We start from the raw sequence: 16,930 nt of genomic DNA, 5'->3' as shown, positions 1-16,930 counted from the left end.
CTCCGAGCCACCGCTGCAACGTCTCAGTCGAGCACTTTGTCCAATGTAATCGGGAAGCGGCGGATGCGTTTGCCGGTGGCGTGATAGACGGCGTTCGCGATCGCGGCGGGGACGCCGACGATGCCGATCTCGCCCAGTCCCTTGATGCCGAGCGCGTTGATGTGCGCGTCCGGCTCGTCGACGAAGATCACGTCGATGTCGTGAACATCCGCATTCACCGGGATGTGGTACTCGGCGATGTTCGCGTTCATGATCCGGCCGAAGCGGTGGTCCATCACCGTCTCCTCGTGCAGGGCCATCCCGATCCCCCAGACCACGCCGCCCATGATCTGGCTGCGGCCGGTCTTAGTGTTGAGAATCCGCCCGGCCGCGATTGCGCTCACGACCCGCGTGACGCGGATGACGCCAAGCAATTCGTCCACCTTGACCTCGGCAAAGACGGCCGAATGGGTATTGCGCGCGTGCTTCTTGTCCTCACCGAACTGGTTGAGCTTTTCCTTCTCGATACGTTCGACGCCGCCATGGCGCATCGCGTCGGCGATCGAGACCGCGCGGCGGTTGTCGCTGGCCCTGGCAATGCTGCCGTCGGTCAGCACCGTATCGGCCAACTCGGCGCCGGCGAGCGGCGAGCCAGGCATTTTCCCGGCCAAGCGCAACAGCTCCTTGCGCACCTCTTCAGCGGCTGCGAGCACCGCATGCGCGCTCGATGCGGCCATCCAGGAGCCGCCCTCGACCGGCGCCTGCGGCAGAGTGGAATCGGCAAGCCGGACGCTGATGTTCTCGATCGGCAGGCCGAGCGCATCGGCCGCGACCTGCGCCACGATGGTGTAGGTACCGGTGCCGATGTCGGATGCGGCGCAGGACACTTCGGCATGTCCGTTCGACGTCAGCACGATGCGCACCGCGACCGGCACCTGCAACGCTTCCCACACGCCCGTCGCCATGCCCCAGCCGACCAGCTCTTTGCCATCGCGCATCGAGCGCGGCGCAGGATTGCGTCTGCTCCAGCCGAACGCGTCCGCGCCGCGCGCGTAGCATTCGCGCAACTGCTTGCTGGTGTAGGGGAGGTTTTCGCTCTGGTCGCGATCCGAATAGCACTTCAGCCGCAGTTCGATCGGGTCGAGCTTGAGCGCGACGGAGAGCTCGTCCATGGCGCATTCGAGGGCGCAGACGCCCGACGCCGCGCCCGGTGCGCGCATGTCGCAGGGGGTGGAGACGTCAAGGTGGACGAGCTTGTGGGAGAAACGGCTGTTCGGGCTGCTGTAGAGCTGTTCGGCCCAGCCGGCGTCGTTGCGTGCGAAATCCTCGTAGCGGGAGGTGACGGCAATCGCCTCGTGCGTGACTGCGTCGAGCGTACCGTCGGATTTTGCGCCGAGCCCGACGCGCTCGATCGTCATCGGCCGGTAGCCGAGCCCGTACATCTGCTGCCGCGTCAGCACGACGCGAACGGACCGCTTCAGCGCGAGCGCGCCAAGCGTTGCCAGCACCACCTGGTATTGCGGCCGCAAGCCGGAGCCGAAGGCGCCGCCGACGTAAGGCGAGGCCACGCGAATGTCATCCGGCTTCTTGTCGAACACGCCGCAGAGAAATTTGTGGACGTTTTGAACGCCCTGCGTCTTGTCGTAGATCGTGAGCTTGCCATTGCTGTCCCAGATCGCCGTGGTCGCATAGAGCTCCATCGGGTTGTGATGCTCGGTCGGTATCACGTATTCCGCCTCGTGGCGCACGCCTGCTTTGGCAAGAGTTGCTGCGGCGTCGCCGCGAGGCTTATGCGGCTTGTCCATCTCGGCAGCCTTGCTGCGCTCGCCTTCGAGGTCGGTCGCAAAGCCGCGCGGCTCATACTCGACCCGCACGAGTGTGGCCGCGAATTTCGCGGTTTCCCAGTCCTCCGCCACGACCAACGCGATCGGCTGGCCGTTGAACTTGACCGTGTCGTCGTAGAGTGGACGGAAAGGCGAACCCTCCGGTGCAACCTCGTCCTTCCACGCCTCGTCCTTGTCGGCGAGCGGCGGACGGTTCGCATGCGTAAGTACGTCGAGCACGCCCTTGACCTGCAGCGCCGCACTGGTGTCGAGGCGGGCAATGCGCCCGCATGGAATGGTGGCCTCGACGACGAAGCCATGGAGGAGTCCGTCGGCCGGGAATTCGCCGGCGTATTTGGCGGCCCCGGTGACTTTGGCCCGGCCGTCGACACGCGACGTTGGCGTTCCGATATAGGTGTTCATCGGTCCCTCACGCGATCTTCTTGTGGGCCTGGGATTGCGGCGTGGCATTCGCCGCCTGCGTCAGCGTCCGCACGATGGCGCGGCGCGCGAGCTCGACCTTGAAGCCGTTATGTGAGCGGGTCGTAGCTCCCTGGAGCAAGAGATCCGCGGCGCGCGAGAAATGATCGGGCGTCGCGGCCTGGCCGCGCAACGCCGCTTCGGCTTCGAGGCTGCGCCAGGGCTTGTGAGCCACGCCGCCGAGCGCCATCCGTGCCCCGCTGATCGCGTTGCCTTCCAGTTCGAGCGCGGCGGCGACCGAGACCAGAGCAAAAGCATAGGACATCCGATCGCGAACTTTGAGATAGCTGTAGTTTTGAGCAAAGCCGCAGGCCGGGATCTCGATCGCCGTGATGATCTCGCTGGTGCCGAGATTGGTATCGACATGAGGCGTGTCGCCGGGAAGCCGGTGGAAATCGGTCAGCGCGATGGTGCGCTCGCCGGAGCGGCCTGCGATGTGCACCAGCGCCCCAAGCGCAGCCAGCGCCACGCTCATGTCGGACGGGTTGGTCGCGATGCAGGCGGCGCTCGTACCCAGGATCGCATGGTTGCGGTTGAGGCCGTCCATTGCCGAGCAGCCGCTGCTGGGACGTCGCTTGTTGCAGGGCGTCGCCGTGTCATAGAAATAAGCACAGCGCGTTCGCTGCATCAGATTGCCTCCGACCGACGCCATGTTGCGCAGTTGCGCCGAGGCACCGGCCAGGATGGCGCTGGCGAGCAGAGGATAGCGCTGCTCGATCAGCGGGTGGTAGGCGAGGTCCGAGTTCGGCACCAGGGCGCCAATGCGCAAGGATCCGTCCGCCGTCTCCTCGACCTTGCGGAGCGGCAGGCGGGAAATGTCGATCAGCCGGGAGGGGCGCTCGACATTCTCTTTCATCAGGTCGATCAGATTGGTGCCGCCGGCAATCAGTTTGGCGCCGGGATCGGCGGTGAGCAGGCGGATCGCGTCGGTAACGTCCGTGGCTCGGGCATACTGGAAGTTGTTCATGGCTGGCCCATTGCCTGTTGGATGGCGGCGAGGATGTTCGGATAGGCGCCGCAGCGGCAGAGGTTTCCGCTCATCAGCTCCCGGATCTCGTCGGCATCCCGGGCACGGCCTTCGACGAGCAGTCCGGCCGCCGAACAGATCTGTCCCGGCGTGCAATAGCCGCACTGGAAGGCGTCATGGTCGATGAAAGCCTGTTGCAGGGGATGCAGCGTACCGTCCTTGGCAAGACCTTCGACCGTCGTGATCTCCGCGCCGTCATTCATGACGGCGAGCGTGAGGCAGGAATTGACGCGCCGGCCGCCCACCAGCACCGTGCAGGCGCCGCACTGACCATGGTCGCACCCCTTCTTGGTGCCGCTCAACGCAAGATGGTCCCGCAAGGCGTCCAGCAAGGTGGTCCAGGGCACGAGATCAAGCGTGTGACTGACGCCGTTGACGACAAGATGGATCGGAATGCGTTCGGGAATCTGATGCGTGAGATCGCCCATGTCCTGCTCCCTGCGACGGCGACGATGCCGGACGTCAGCCGAGTTGACGCGGGGCACGCCTCCGCCGGCCAATAGCGCCCAACGGACCACCGGCCGGTTGGTTCCTTGGCGGCAGTTCGCCTTTCCGAGAGGCCGCAGTCAGCGCTTTGCTTCCCCGAACACCACATTCGGCACCGCGCGGTTGACGACCTCGCGGAGCGCAAAGCTCGATTGTACCCGTGCTACGCGCGGCAGGCGCGACAACTCGGTGCGGTGGATACGTTCGAAATCCTGGATGTCGCGGGCGAGCACGATCAGGATGTAGTCGTCGGTCCCCGACATCAGGAAGCACCGCACCACGGAGGGGCATTTCACCACCTCCGCCTCGAACGCCTTCAACGCCTCGTCGCTCTGGCTTTCCAGCGCGATACGAACCAGCACCGTGGTGGTGAGGCCGAATTGCGCGAGGTCGAGCGCGGCCTGATAGGCCTGGATGTAGCCGTCGTCCTCCAGCGCCTTCTGCCGCCGTGCCAGCGCGGTGCTGGACATGCCGACCTTGTTGGCGAGCTCGGTGTGGCTGGCCCGCGCATTGGTGGTGAGTTCCGCGAGGATGGCGAGATCTTTCCGGTCGAGGGCCAAGGTTTCGTTTCCAGCGTGAAAGGGCGTTTGCGCGCCGGAAACCGGCGCGGGGAAGCCAAAGCTAGCGGATATTTGCACGAAACCAAACCGGCCCCGTCGCTACGATCAGGAGGTGAATCAAAAGGAGCCCAGGATGCGTGTCGGTGTGCCCAAGGAGATCAAGGTGCAGGAATATCGCGTCGGGCTCACCCCGGGCGTGGTCCGCGAATATATCGCCGCCGGGCACCAGGTGACGGTCGAGACCGGCGCGGGCGGCGGCATCGGCGCCTCCGACGAGGTTTATCGGCGGGCAGGGGCCATCATTGCCGAGAGCGCTCGCGACATCTTCGCCAACTCCGACATGATCGTGAAGGTGAAGGAGCCGCAGAAGAGCGAATGGGCCCAGCTTCGCGAAAGCCAGATCCTGTTTGCTTACCTCCATCTCGCGCCGGATCCCGAACAAGCCAAAGGTTTGCTCGCCTCCGGCTGTACTGCGATCGCCTATGAAACCGTCACCGACGCGGCCGGTCACCTCCCCCTGCTTGCGCCGATGAGCGAAGTCGCCGGCCGCCTTGCCATAGAGGCTGCCGGCGCCGCGCTCAAAAGCTCGGCCGGCGGCCGCGGGCTGCTGCTGGGCGGTGTTCCCGGCGTGCAGCCGGCAAGGGTCGTCGTGCTCGGCGGCGGGGTGGTGGGAACGCAGGCTGCGCGCATGGCCGCAGGGCTCGGTGCCGAGGTCACGGTGATCGACCGCTCGATTCCACGGTTGCGCGAACTTGACGATCTCTTTGCCGGCCGCGTGCGCACCCGGTTCTCGACCATCGAGTCGGTCGAGGAGGAGGTGTTCGCCGCCGACGTAGTGATCGGCGCGGTGCTGCTGCCGGGCGCCAGCGCACCAAAGCTCGTCACGCGTGCGATGCTGACGTCAATGCGGCCGGGCGCCGTGCTGGTCGACGTCGCGATCGATCAGGGTGGCTGCTTCGAGACCTCGCACCCGACGACACATGCAGAACCAACTTATTTGGTCGACGGCATCGTGCATTATTGCGTCGCCAACATGCCCGGCGCGGTGCCGGTGACGTCAAGCCACGCGCTGAACAACGCGACGCTACCGTTCGGCTTGATGCTTGCGAACAAGGGCTTTGCCGCGGTGCTGGAAAATCCACATCTGCGCAACGGGCTGAATGTGCATCGCGGCCGCATCACCAACAAGGCCGTGGCGGAAAGCCTCGGGCTGGAGTTTGCTCCGGTGGAGAGCGGACTGGCGGCGTAGCGTTGCTGCTCATGCCGGCTTGCGATGGCGGCTGCCGAGCGCGGCGTCGATCGTCTCGGGCTTCTCGATGCGTTCGATCAGCATGTCGATCCGGTCGCCGCCCCAAAACAGCTCGCCGTTGAACACCATGGTCGGAACGCCAAACACGCCGAGCGCCTCGGCCTCGTCGATGATGCGGTCATGCTCGGCGCGCGCGGAGCCGTGGACGTAGGCTTCGAATTCGCTCGCCGAGCCGCCGCACGATGTGATGACGTCGGTGATTGCGGCGAGGTCATCGATTTCGAGTTCATGGCTCCAGAAGCGGCGAAACACCGTGTCGTGATACGGACGGAAGAAGCCGTGCGCCTGTGCGAACAGCATGCCGACGCTGGAATGGAAGGCGTCGTAAATCCGTCGGGGCCCTTTCATGACAAGCCCTTGCGCATTGGCATAGCGCCGCGCGTCCATATAGGCGTAGCGCACCTTGCGCCAGAAATGCGGCGTGCGCTCTTCGACCGTCCCCATGAATTCGGCGACGCGTAGCGTGTAGGGCAGCCATTCCAGCTCGACGCCGTGCGTCTCCTCGATCTCGAACAGGCGCTTGTTGGCGACGAACGCGTAGGGGCTCTTGTAGTCGGTGTAGACGCGCACGCGTGGCTTCGGCATGGCCAACTCCCTCCCTTAAGCTCACGCCTTCGTCAGTCTGTACTGCCGCAGATCAGGATCATGCGTCATGCGCCAGTAGTCGACGAAGCGCCAGGGCATCGCGGAAAACACGCGGCCGCTCGAATTGCGATAGTAGGTGCTCATGCCCGGATGAGTCCAGATCATCGCTTCGTGCTCGGCATCCACCTTCCGGACGTAGTTGTCCAGCACATCCTTGCGGACGTCGATCGCTGCGACGTCGTGCTCGATCATGTCGGCGAGGCAGGCGGAGATGTAGCGGCTCTGACATTCCGACTGGAAGATGACGCTGCCGCCATGCGCGGGGCCGGAATTCGGGCCCAGCATGCAGAAGAAATTTGGGAAATCGGGCACGGTGAGGCCGAGAAATGCGGTCGGATTGTCGTTGCCCCAGGCCTCGCGCAAATCCTTGCCGTTGCGGCCGCTGATGTTGAGGCGCGCGGCCATTTCCGTGACCTTGAAGCCGGTCGCGACCACGATGACGTCGGCGGGGCGATGCTTGCCGTCCGCGGTGACGATGCCGCCCTGGTCGAAATGATCGATCGCGTCGGTGACGAGCTGGACATTATCCAGCATCAGCGTCTTGAACCAGTTGTTGTCGAGTAGGATGCGCTTGCCATAGGGCGGATAGGTCGGCACGCACTTCTCGATCAGATCGGGGCGGCCCTTCAGCTCGGTGAGGATGAAGTCGGTCAGCTCCTGGCGGTGCCGGTCGTTGCCCTTGTTGACGGCGCGCTCAGGATGCGGCCAGGCCGGGTCCTTGCGCAGGAACGGCAGCAGACCGTCGCCGTAACGCCAGAACATGTTGAAGCGGTACCATTGCACATAGCACGGCAGATGCGCGAGCAGCCAGCGCGCGCCTTCGCTGATCGGATCGGCATAGCCCTTCACAGGCCGTGCCCATTGCGCGCTGCGCTGGTAGACGGTGACCGAGGCAACGCGGCCGGCAATCGCCGGCACCAGTTGCATCGATGTCGCGCCGGTGCCGATCACGGCGACATGCTTGCCGTCGACGTTGGTGTCGCTGGACCACAGCGCCGAATGCAGGACCGTTCCCTTGAAGTCTTCCTCGCCCTCGAAACGGGCGCGCGAGGGATCGTTGAGCTGGCCGATCGCGCTCACCAGCGCAGTGGATTCGAAGGTTTCGACGCCATTCTCAGTCCTGAGGGTCGAGATCCAGCGCCGCTTGCCTTCGTCCCAGCGCGACGACGTCAGCTCGGTGCTGACGCGCAGATGCTTGCGGATGCCGTATTCGTCGGCGACCTTGAGCAGATATCCGTGCAGCTCCTCGCGCTGGCAGAAGTAGCGGGTCCATGCATTGCCCGAGCCGAAGGAGTAGGAATAGGAGTGGTTCGGCGTGTCGACACCGCAGCCGGGATAGCGATTGATCCACCAGGTGCCGCCGAGCTCCTCGTTCTTCTCGACGATGGTGTAGGGTATGCCGAGATGGCCGAGCGCTACGCCGAGCGCGATGGCACAGACGCCGGCACCGACGATCAGCACATGCTGCTCGGCGAGTTTTTCGTCTGAAGGGCGCTTGGCCCATCGCGCCTCGCGCGGCACAAAACCCATCTCCTCGCGCATCAGGGGTGCATATTCCGGCGAGACATTCTCGCCGAGACAGGCGCGCATCATCTTGAGCAGCAGTTCATCGCCGGGATCGGTGATGACAGGCTTGGGTGGGCCATCGGCAAAGAGCTTGACGACCGCGGCGCGGATTTCGTCCTGGACTTCTCTGGGCACGCCGGCCTCGGGATCGGGGATGAGGCGGATGTCGCGCTTGGGCAGATAGGGCGGCTCCAGCCAGCGCTCGTCGCCGATCATATGCACGAGCACCATCAGCAGGCAGCGGACGTCGCCTTCTTCAATCGTCGAGGTGAGGTCGAGCGCCTTGTGCGGAGATTCGATGTTCATGGCGTGTCCTGATCTCCGGATGCAATGAAGAGGCCGCGCGTCATAAGCTTGCGATAGGCGGAGATGACGTGCTCGGGTACGGCGGTGACGCCATCGGCGGAATAGGAGTAGCGCCGGCTGAGATAGCCACGCGAGCCCATCAGCATGTGGACGATGGCCTCGAACTCCTCGTCGCTGTAATTCTCGATGGCGCCTGAGCGTCGCGCGCGACGCAAAATGCGGACATAGGCGACCGAGATGTTGTCGAGATGCTTCTGGTAACCGGGAGGTGCGAAGAACTCGGCCTCGTTGAGGATGCGCAAAAATTCCGGCACTTCGCGGATGAAGTCGAAGAATGCTGAGAAGCGCTCGATCTCCTGCCGTGCCGCATCCGCCGTGCCGGTGCGGGCGCGGATGAACTCGACCATGTCGAGGCCGATCTTGGGCAGCAGCTGGTCGAGCAGCTCCTGACGGTTCTCGAAATGATTGTAGAAGGTGCCTTGCGCGACGCCGGCCTGCTCGGTGATGCGGGCCACGGAGGCCTCGGCATAGCCATGCTTGCCGACGACCTTTGTGGCGGCCTCGAATATCTTCTGCTTGGTCCAGGCGTTGCGCTCGACGCGGTTGAGTTTTGTGACTTTCTCGTTGGCGGGGCCTTGCGTCATGCCACGGTCTCCAGTTCGGCGCGCAGCACGCGCTTGAGAATCTTTCCGGACGGGTTGCGGGGCAGGCTGCCGCGGATGATGAGCTGTTTCGGCACCTTGAAGCTCGCCAGCCGCGTGCGGCAGTGCTCGGTGAGGGCGAGGAGTTCGAGGCTCGCGCCATCAGCCAGCACAACGATGGCGACCGGCCGCTCGCCCCAGCGTGCATCGCGCAGGCCGATCACCGCGACCTCGCGCACCTCAGGCAAATCGTAGATGACGCGCTCGACCTCGGAGGAGGCGATGTTCTCGCCGCCGGAGATGATCATGTCCTTCTTGCGGTCGGTCAAATACAGGAAGCCGTCGTCGTCGAGATAGCCGACGTCGCCGCTGCGGAACCAGTCGCCGAAGAAGGCGGAGGCCGTCTTCTCCGGATCCTTCCAATAGCCGCGCGTGATCTTCGGTCCGCGCAGGCAGATCTCGCCGTTCACGTTCGGCGGCAGCGTCCTGCCATCCTCATCGCGGATCTCGATCTCGACGTGAGCAATGGCGCGCCCGGTGGAGCCGATCTTCTCGATTTCCCGGCCTGCGTCCATAAAGGTGTCGCCGCCCACGGTTTCGGTCAGGCCATAGGCATCGATGTAGCGCGCATGGCGGAAGAACTCCGCGAAAGCGCGGATGCGCAGCTCCGGCGTCTTCTCGCCGCCGCCGATCGCCCATTTCAGGCTCGACACATCGTAGCGCTCACGGGTGGGGCAGGTGAGCATCGCAGTGGTCATCACAGGCGCGAACCAGGCGGCGTTGAGCTTGTCCTCCGCGATCGCGGCAAGCGCGCTTTCCGGCTCGAAGTTGCGTTCAATCATGATGAAGCCGCCATGCCAGAGCACGGCGATGCCGGGCAAATCGAGCGCGCCGACGTGATAGAGCGGGCCGACGATCAGAAGTCGCGTCTCCGCGCTCAAGGACAGCGCGATCGTCTGGTCGGCGGACTTCCAGTAGAAATTGTCGTAACTGATCATCACGCCCTTGGGACGGTCGGTGGTGCCCGAGGTGTACATCAGCCGCATCAGATCTGACGGATAGCGGACGTGCATCGGGGCGGGCGGCGCTTCGCTCGCGAGGCGCATCACGCTCTGCTGCGCGGCGTCGTCGAGTACGACTAAGGTTGCACCGGCTGCGTTCGCAGCCAGCTCTTCGTCGGCAATCAGCAGCCGCGCGCCTGCATTGCCGGCGATGTAGCCGACCTCGTCGCGCGAGAGGCGGAAGTTGATCGGCAAAAACACTGCGCCGAGATGGCTGGTGGCGAAGACCAATTCCAGGAATGCCGCGCTGTTCTTCATCAGCACGGCCACGATATCGCCGGCGCCGATGCCTTGTGCGGCGAGCCAGCCAGCGGCCTTCCGGACGCGCGCGTCGAAGATCGCGTAGGAAATCTCCTCGCCGCGATATTTCAGCGCAGGCCGGTCCGGCGTGCGCCGGGCATGAAAGGCGATGAAGCTCGACAGGTTGATCATTGCGCGGATTTTGGGCCGATTTCCGGCGCCGTTTCCTCTTTGATGAATTCTGACTCATAATTCATCGTTGGCTTGACGTCACCCCCTCCCTCTGAAATCCTTCGACACACGGAGACGAGACGATCTCCGGCAGGGATCAGGACACGCCGACCCGACAGAGGGAGGGAAAAGATGACGAGAACCCGCACGCCGGGCATCAGCCGCCGTTCAACATTGGCGCTGATGGGCGCCGGTGCGATCAGTGTTGCCGCGCCGTGGGTGGCGCGTGCGCAAGCCAAGACCATCAAGATCGGCATGCCGACGATCCTGTCGGGCCGGGTCGCGCAGCTCGGCACGTCGTCGCGCAACGCGGTGATGCTCGAGGTCGATAAGGTCAACGCAGCCGGCGGGCTCGCCGGCCGGCAGATCGAGATGGTGATCCGCGACTCCAAGGGCCAGCCGCAGGAAGCTGCACGCGTCGCGCGCGAACTCGTCAACACCGACGGCTGCGAATGGCTGATCGACGGCGAGGCCTCGTCCGGATCGTTCGCGGTCCACGAAGTGGCGCGCGATCTCGGCGTGCTCTGCGTCCACACCTGCTCAGAAGCGTCGTCGCTGACGGCCGATCCGAAGCAGCACATCCCGAACGCGTTCCGCTGCGTGCGCCAGGGCATCCACGATTCCATCGTCGGCGGCAGCTACGCCGCGTCGATCTCCAAGGCCAAGGGCCTGAAGAAATGGGCGACCTGCTCGCCCGACTATGCCTATGGCCGCGACACCACCGGCGAGTTCACTCTGTACCTGAAGCGCTTCGCGCCCGACGTCGAAATCATCAGCGAGTCCTGGCCAAAGCTGTTCCAGCCCGACTACACCGAAGTGGTGACCAAGATTTTGCAGGCCAAGCCGCAGGCGCTGTACTCTTGTCTATGGGGCGGCGATCTCACCTCCTATATCGACCAGGCCAACATCTACGCGATGTTCGGCCAGATGGAGGTGTTCGCGGTCAACATGGCCGACTACACCGCGCTCACCGTCGTGAAGAACCTGCCGAAAGGCATCCACTCCGGCAATCGCTACATCAAGTCGTTCCCGAGCACGCCGGAAAACGCCGCCTGGGGCGATGCCTACAAGGCCAAGTACAACGAATATCCGACCAACTGGTCATGGCAGAACGCGACCGCGGTGATGTTCCTTAGCGAAGCGGCGAAGAAGGCCAACTCGACCGACGGCAAGAAGATCGCGGAAGTCTTGAAGGGTCTCACCATCAAGTGCCCATTCGGCGCCGACGGCACCGTGACCATGCGCGGCGACGACCACACGCTGATCGGCTACGCCATCGGCTGGGGCACCACGATCCCGCAGGAGCCCTATGTCCCCGAGGTCAAGGCCGGCGACTGGAAGACCATCTTCGAACTCGAAGCCGAGTGGAAGAAGAGCAAGGGCTACACCTGACCTCAGACGCGGCGGAGATGGGTGACCGTCTCCGCCTGTTTCGTTTGGTTCTCCGCGCCGTATCAGGCGCGCCGCAATGAAAGTGCTCCCGTGGATCTCGACGCGCTCGCCGGCTGCTTCTCCAGCTCCGCCTGCCTGGTGACGCAAACCACCAGCGGCCTCATCATCGGCATGCTGCTGTTCCTGGTCGCGGTCGGACTGACGCTGATTTTTGGCGTGCTCAAGATCGTCAATTTCAGCCACGGCGCCTTCTACATGTTCGGCGCCTATTTCGCGATGGCCGCCTATCAGTTCACCGGCAGCTTCGCGCTCGCGATGATTGCCGGTGCAGCCGGCACCGCGGTTCTTGGCTTGATCTTCGAGCGCGTCTTCATGAGTCGCGTCTACGGCGCCGACGTGCTGATGCAGCTGCTGGTCTGCTACGCCTTCGTCCTGATCTTCGACGATGTGGTGCGGTTGATCTGGGGGCCGGAATTCAAGTCGATGGGCATGCCCGCGGCGTTCCAGGTGATGCCGCTGTTCATCGCAGGTGGCGTGGTGCCGCCTTATTATCTGCTGCTGATCGGCGTGGCGCTGGTCGCGGCGATCGTGCTCGGGATTGGGCTCTCGCGCAGCCGCATCGGCAAGGTGATCCGTGCCGCCGCGCATAATCCCGGCATGGTCTCCGCGCTCGGCATCAATACCGGCCTGATCTATGGCGGCGTGTTCGCGCTCGGCGGCGGGCTTGCCGGCCTTGCCGGCGCGCTCGCCGCGCCGGTGCGATCGCTCACGCCCGGCATGGGATTCTCGGTGCTGATCGAATCCTTCATCGTCACCGTGATCGGCGGCATGGGCTCGATTCTGGGCGCGCTGGTCGGTGCGCTGCTGCTCGGCCTGATCCGCTCGTTCGGCTCGCTCGGCTTTCCCCTGTTCACGGAAGGCCTGATGTATCTGTTCATGGTGATCGTGCTGGTTTCCAAGCCCACCGGCCTGTTCGGCAAGGAGGCGGCATGACCGAGCTGGAGGCCGGGCGCGCGCGGACGCTAGTGCCGGCGCGCAACGGCGCGGTGCTGCAACGCTATCGCGATGTCCTGATCGCGCTGATCGCCTTCGCGGTGCTGGCGAGCCTGCCGCTGTTCACCGGCAGCAAGGCGCTGCTCGATTTCGTCATTCGCTGCTCCGCCTACGGCCTGTTCGCGACCTCGCTCAACCTGCTGGTCGGCTATACCGGCCTGACCTCGTTCGGCCACGGCATGTTCTTCGGCTTAGGGGCCTACAGTTTTGGCCTCATCATGCAGAAGCTCGGCGTGCCCATTCCGGTCGCCTTCGTCGCGACGCTCGCGATCACCGCGGTGATCGCCGCCGTCATCGGTGCGATCTGCGTGCGGCTGAAGGATATCTATTTCGCCTTCGTTACGCTGGCGTTCCAGATGCTGATCCACTCGACCATCCTGTCCTGGGCCTCCTTCACCGGCGGCGACCAGGGCCTGCGCGGTGGCATTCCGCGTCCCGCATTCCTCGGCATCAATCTCGCCAACCACGTCCATCTCTATGTCGCGAGCTGTGCGCTTCTCATCCTCGGCCTGCTCGCAATGCGCCAGATCGCGCAATCGCCATTCGGCTACACGCTACGCATGATCCGCGACAACGCCGCGCGCGCGAGCTTTCTCGGCATCGACGTCTGGCGCGCAAAACTCACCGTCTTCGTGCTCGCGGCGCTGTTCGCGGCGATGGGCGGCATGGTGATGGCGCTGTTCGTCTCCGGCGCCTATCCCGAATTTGCCTATTGGACCATCTCGGGCGAGGGCATCTTCATCAACATGCTCGGCGGCGTCTCGACCTTCCTCGGACCGATGGTCGGCACAGTGCTATTGCTGCTGCTCAACGATACCGTAACGCGCTTCACCGAGTACCACGGCATCGTGCTGGGCGTCGTCATCCTGTTCTTCGCGCTGGGCTTGCGCAAAGGCTTGCTCGATTTCGTCGCCGAATGGTTTTCGCACCGGCGCAATACGGGCGAAGGGCGCTAGCCATGCTCGAGATCCGCAATCTCGCAAAGTCCTTTGGCGGCGTGAAGGCGACCAACGACGTCTCGCTCGACTTCCCCGACGGCTCGCTCACAGCCGTGATCGGGCCGAACGGTGCGGGCAAGAGCACCTTCTTCAATTTGATCACCGGCGCGCTGAGGCCGGATTCCGGCCAGGTGCTCCTCGACGGCGTCGATCTCGCCGGCCGCTCGCCGCCGGCGATCGTCCGCCACGGCATCGGCCGCGCGTTTCAGGTCGCAAACATCTTCAAATCGCTGTCCGTGCAGGAAACCATGCTCGCCGCCGTCAGCGCCGACCAGCGATCGTCAGCGGTGCTGCACAAGCGTTTTCCGTTGCCCGAGACCCGCGACCGTGCCGAGCATGTGATGGAGCTGCTGGGCCTCGCCGGCAAACGCAATCGCACGGCGGCGACGCTGTCGCATGGCGACCAGAAGCTGCTCGACATCGCACTCGCCCTGGTGCTCGAACCGAAGGTGCTGCTGCTGGACGAGCCGACCGCCGGCATGGGCCCGGAGGAGCGCTGGCGCATGATCGACAAGGTGCGCGAGCTCTGGGAAACGCAAAAGATCACCGTCGTCTTCATCGAGCACGACATGGACATCGTATTCAAGATTGCACCGAAGATCGTAGTGCTCTGCTACGGCCGCATCCTCGCGACCGGCACGCCCGACGAGATCCGCAACAACAGCGCGGTGATCGAGGCCTATCTAGGTACCGAGCATGCGGGAGCCGCCGCATGAGTGCTGCCGTCATCGAAGTCGCCGATCTCGACGTCTACTACGGCACCAGCCAGATCCTGTTCGGCGTCGGACTGTCGGTGCGGCAGGGCGAGACCATGGCGCTGCTCGGGCGCAACGGCGCGGGCAAATCCACGACCATGAAGGCGATCATGGGTTTGGCGCCGCCGCGACGGGGCCAAATCAGCCTGCGCGGAGCGGTGATCTCCGGCCGCAAGCCGCACCATATCGCGCGCGCCGGCCTCGGTTTCGTACCGGAGGACCGCCAGATTTTCCCGGAGCACACGGTCGAGGACAATCTCGTCATCGGCAGGAAGCGCGGGCCTGAGGGCCAGGACGAATGGCCGATCAAGCGCATCTACGACGTCTTCCCGCTGCTGGAGCCGTTGCGCCACCGTATCGCCGGACGCCTGTCAGGCGGCGAGCAGCAGATGCTCGCCATCGCGCGCACGCTGATGGGGAATCCAGCGCTGTTGCTGCTCGACGAGCCGAGCGAGGGTCTCGCGCCGATCATCGTGCAGCGGATCGGCGACTTGTTGCGGCAACTCCGTAAGATCGGTTCGACCGTGCTGATCGCCGAGCAGAACATGCATTTCTGCCTGGGGCTGGCGAGCCATGCCACCGTCATCGACAAGGGTCAGATCGTCTATGCCGCCGGGATCGACGAACTGAAGGCCAACGAGTCGATCCGCCGCCGCTATCTGGCGTTGTAGCCGGTGCGCCGGTGCCCAGATAGGCCGGAAGAAGAAAACCATTGCCCCGCGTCGCTCCGGCGGAAGGAGTTTCCCCTCCGAGGCACGAAAAAGCCAATCGCTTCCATTGCTGTTTCGGGCCGAAACGACGACATTTCCTTCAGAAATCGATGGATCGACGGCTATGGAACGCACTGGATTTGAGCCTTTCGGCGAGCAGTTGGTGTCCGCAACGGACACCCAGCCGCGCTCGCGCGGGTCAAAGCTGCTCCTGCGGGTTGGCACCGGCCTGTTCTGGTCGCTGGTCGCCGGCATCGTGCTCGCGCGTGCGGCCTTCTTCGAGCCCGGCGTCTATGACGGCTTCAGCCACGTTGCCTCGCTGGCCAAGAACCTGTTCTTCTAAGGCTGGCCTGATCTTCTGAGCCGTCCATTCCAGGCTGAGGACAGAACTTTCCCTCTGCCCTGATATGTCGAAAACTTATTCCCCAACGAAGCGGCGCTGCGTATAAATCCTTCTCCTCAGGGAGAGATTTGTGTCGCAGAATCAAGCATCCAGCCCAGCCGACGCCAAGCCGTCTACGGCCATTGGCCGTATCGTCGCGCTGCTTCCGGGTATCCTTCTCTGCATCGTGGTGGCCGGTGTCTCGGCCCTGCTGGAGCGGGCCGAGCTGGGCGTGTTCGAGCATCCCTATGTCGAAGCGCTGGTGATGGCGATTCTGCTTGGGATGGCGCTGCGCAGTTTCTGGAAGCCCGCGCCGCGCTGGCAGGCGGGCATCGCATTCAGCGCCAAGCAGTTGCTCGAAGTCGCAGTGATGCTGCTGGGGGCTTCAATCAGCTTTGCAGCCATCGCAGCGTCCGGCGTCGCGCTGTTGGCATCGATCGCAGCGGTCGTCGTGGTCGCGCTCAGCGTCTCCTTCGGCATCAGCCGCCTGCTCGGTCTCTCGACGCGGCTCTCGATCCTGATCGCCTGCGGTAACTCCATCTGCGGCAATTCGGCGATTGCAGCGGTGGCGCCGATCATCGGCGCCAACAATGACGAGATCGCATCCTCGATCTCCTTCACCGCGATCCTCGGCGTGATGATGGTGCTCGGCCTGCCGCTGCTGATTCCGCTGCTGCAGCTGTCGGCCACGCAATACGGCATCCTCGCAGGCCTGACCGTCTATGCCGTGCCGCAGGTGCTGGCCGCGACGGTGCCGGCTGGGCTCGTCTCGACGCAGATCGGCACGCTCGTGAAACTGATGCGCGTGCTGATGCTCGGACCGGTCGTCGTCGGCCTCTCGCTGACGGCCTCGCGCTGGCAGAGCGACGCCAAGAAGACCAATGTCGGCTTCTTCCGCCTGGTCCCGTGGTTCATTCTCGGCTTCCTCGTGCTCGCGACTCTGCGCTCGCTCGAGATCGTGCCGTCCACGGTGGTTGCCCCGATCACGCGGATCACGGGTTTTCTCACGGTGGTGTCGATGGCCGCGCTTGGCCTCGGCGTCGATGTGAAGGTGCTTGCCAATGTCGGGGGGCGGGTGACGGCGGCCGTGACGCTGTCGCTGATGCTGCTGCTCGGCATCAGCATCGCGCTGGTGCACTGGTTCAAGTGAGGGCTGAGGCTCGCGAGCACCCGAAGCTGCTGTAGGGTAGGCAAAGGCGCGTAAGCGCCGTGCCCACCATCCTTCGACAATCGCGATAGTGGTGGGCACGTTCCGCTTTGCCCCCTACGAAACTGCCTTTCCGGCA

Annotated in this window: 16 protein-coding genes; 8 read left to right on the top strand and 8 right to left on the bottom strand. The window is 64.2% G+C overall.

The window, feature by feature from the left end; all coding sequences use genetic code 11:
- Nucleotides 1-23: 23 nt before the first annotated feature.
- The 4 genes from IVB27_RS19660 to IVB27_RS19645 all read right to left on the bottom strand — a co-directional run bounded on the left by IVB27_RS19660 (nucleotide 24) and on the right by IVB27_RS19645 (nucleotide 4,355).
- The gene (locus IVB27_RS19660) at nucleotides 24-2,225 is read right to left on the bottom strand and encodes a xanthine dehydrogenase family protein molybdopterin-binding subunit (protein WP_247444976.1); all 2,202 of its coding nucleotides are present in this window, start codon (nucleotides 2,223-2,225) and stop codon (nucleotides 24-26) included.
- A gap of 7 nt (nucleotides 2,226-2,232) precedes the next feature.
- A complete protein-coding gene (locus tag IVB27_RS19655) occupies nucleotides 2,233-3,249 on the bottom strand; it encodes an FAD binding domain-containing protein (protein ID WP_247444975.1) in 1,017 nt (338 codons plus the stop codon).
- A complete protein-coding gene (locus tag IVB27_RS19650) occupies nucleotides 3,246-3,737 on the bottom strand; it encodes a (2Fe-2S)-binding protein (RefSeq protein ID WP_247444974.1) in 492 nt (163 codons plus the stop codon). The genes IVB27_RS19655 and IVB27_RS19650 overlap by 4 nt, the downstream gene beginning before the upstream one ends.
- A gap of 138 nt (nucleotides 3,738-3,875) precedes the next feature.
- Nucleotides 3,876-4,355: an Lrp/AsnC family transcriptional regulator gene (locus IVB27_RS19645; protein ID WP_247350047.1), complete on the bottom strand. Its 480-nt coding sequence runs from the start codon at nucleotides 4,353-4,355 to the stop codon at nucleotides 3,876-3,878.
- A gap of 133 nt (nucleotides 4,356-4,488) precedes the next feature.
- On the opposite strand from IVB27_RS19645, the gene ald reads away from it, so the two are divergent.
- Entirely contained in the window at nucleotides 4,489-5,604 is a 1,116-nt protein-coding gene (gene ald, locus IVB27_RS19640) for an alanine dehydrogenase (protein WP_247444973.1), read from the top strand.
- A 9-nt stretch (nucleotides 5,605-5,613) separates the two neighbouring features.
- Here the strand turns inward: ald and IVB27_RS19635 are convergent, their stop codons facing one another.
- The 4 genes from IVB27_RS19635 to IVB27_RS19620 are packed head-to-tail and all read right to left on the bottom strand — an operon-like array spanning nucleotide 5,614 to nucleotide 10,315.
- Nucleotides 5,614-6,249, bottom strand: a complete 636-nt coding sequence (locus IVB27_RS19635; protein ID WP_247444972.1) for a 2-hydroxychromene-2-carboxylate isomerase — start codon at nucleotides 6,247-6,249, stop codon at nucleotides 5,614-5,616.
- A 21-nt stretch (nucleotides 6,250-6,270) separates the two neighbouring features.
- The gene (locus tag IVB27_RS19630) at nucleotides 6,271-8,181 is read right to left on the bottom strand and encodes a flavin-containing monooxygenase (RefSeq protein WP_247444971.1); all 1,911 of its coding nucleotides are present in this window, start codon (nucleotides 8,179-8,181) and stop codon (nucleotides 6,271-6,273) included.
- Nucleotides 8,178-8,825 (bottom strand): TetR/AcrR family transcriptional regulator, encoded by a 648-nt coding sequence (locus IVB27_RS19625; protein ID WP_247444970.1) that lies wholly within the window; start codon nucleotides 8,823-8,825, stop codon nucleotides 8,178-8,180. Before IVB27_RS19625 ends, IVB27_RS19630 begins: the two co-directional genes overlap by 4 nt.
- Nucleotides 8,822-10,315: an AMP-binding protein gene (locus tag IVB27_RS19620; RefSeq protein ID WP_247444969.1), complete on the bottom strand. Its 1,494-nt coding sequence runs from the start codon at nucleotides 10,313-10,315 to the stop codon at nucleotides 8,822-8,824. The genes IVB27_RS19625 and IVB27_RS19620 overlap by 4 nt, the downstream gene beginning before the upstream one ends.
- A 171-nt stretch (nucleotides 10,316-10,486) precedes the next feature.
- Here IVB27_RS19620 and IVB27_RS19615 point away from each other — a divergent pair, with 171 nt between their 5' ends.
- The 7 genes from IVB27_RS19615 (at nucleotide 10,487) to IVB27_RS19585 (ending at nucleotide 16,794) form a co-directional block, all read left to right on the top strand.
- Entirely contained in the window at nucleotides 10,487-11,746 is a 1,260-nt protein-coding gene (locus IVB27_RS19615) for an ABC transporter substrate-binding protein (RefSeq protein ID WP_247444968.1), read from the top strand.
- Between the two features lie 90 nt (nucleotides 11,747-11,836).
- Nucleotides 11,837-12,739 carry a branched-chain amino acid ABC transporter permease gene (locus IVB27_RS19610; RefSeq protein ID WP_247444967.1) on the top strand — a complete coding sequence of 301 codons (903 nt, stop codon included), beginning with the start codon at nucleotides 11,837-11,839 and terminating at the stop codon, nucleotides 12,737-12,739.
- Complete coding sequence (locus IVB27_RS19605) at nucleotides 12,736-13,755, top strand: branched-chain amino acid ABC transporter permease (RefSeq protein ID WP_247444966.1); 1,020 nt, start codon at nucleotides 12,736-12,738, stop codon at nucleotides 13,753-13,755. The genes IVB27_RS19610 and IVB27_RS19605 overlap by 4 nt, the downstream gene beginning before the upstream one ends.
- A gap of 2 nt (nucleotides 13,756-13,757) precedes the next feature.
- Entirely contained in the window at nucleotides 13,758-14,513 is a 756-nt protein-coding gene (locus IVB27_RS19600; protein ID WP_247444964.1) for an ABC transporter ATP-binding protein, read from the top strand.
- Nucleotides 14,510-15,223, top strand: coding sequence for an ABC transporter ATP-binding protein (locus IVB27_RS19595; protein WP_247444963.1), 714 nt, complete (start codon nucleotides 14,510-14,512; stop codon nucleotides 15,221-15,223). Before IVB27_RS19600 ends, IVB27_RS19595 begins: the two co-directional genes overlap by 4 nt.
- A 163-nt stretch (nucleotides 15,224-15,386) precedes the next feature.
- Complete coding sequence (locus IVB27_RS19590) at nucleotides 15,387-15,605, top strand: hypothetical protein (RefSeq protein WP_247444961.1); 219 nt, start codon at nucleotides 15,387-15,389, stop codon at nucleotides 15,603-15,605.
- A 130-nt stretch (nucleotides 15,606-15,735) separates the two neighbouring features.
- Nucleotides 15,736-16,794 carry a YeiH family protein gene (locus IVB27_RS19585; RefSeq protein ID WP_247444960.1) on the top strand — a complete coding sequence of 353 codons (1,059 nt, stop codon included), beginning with the start codon at nucleotides 15,736-15,738 and terminating at the stop codon, nucleotides 16,792-16,794.
- Nucleotides 16,795-16,930 lie beyond the last annotated feature (136 nt).

Source organism: Bradyrhizobium sp. 197 (assembly GCF_023073375.1).
Lineage (GTDB): Bacteria > Pseudomonadota > Alphaproteobacteria > Rhizobiales > Xanthobacteraceae > Bradyrhizobium.
Note: the sequence above shows the minus strand (reverse complement) of the source record. Positions and strands in the feature narration are given on the sequence as shown.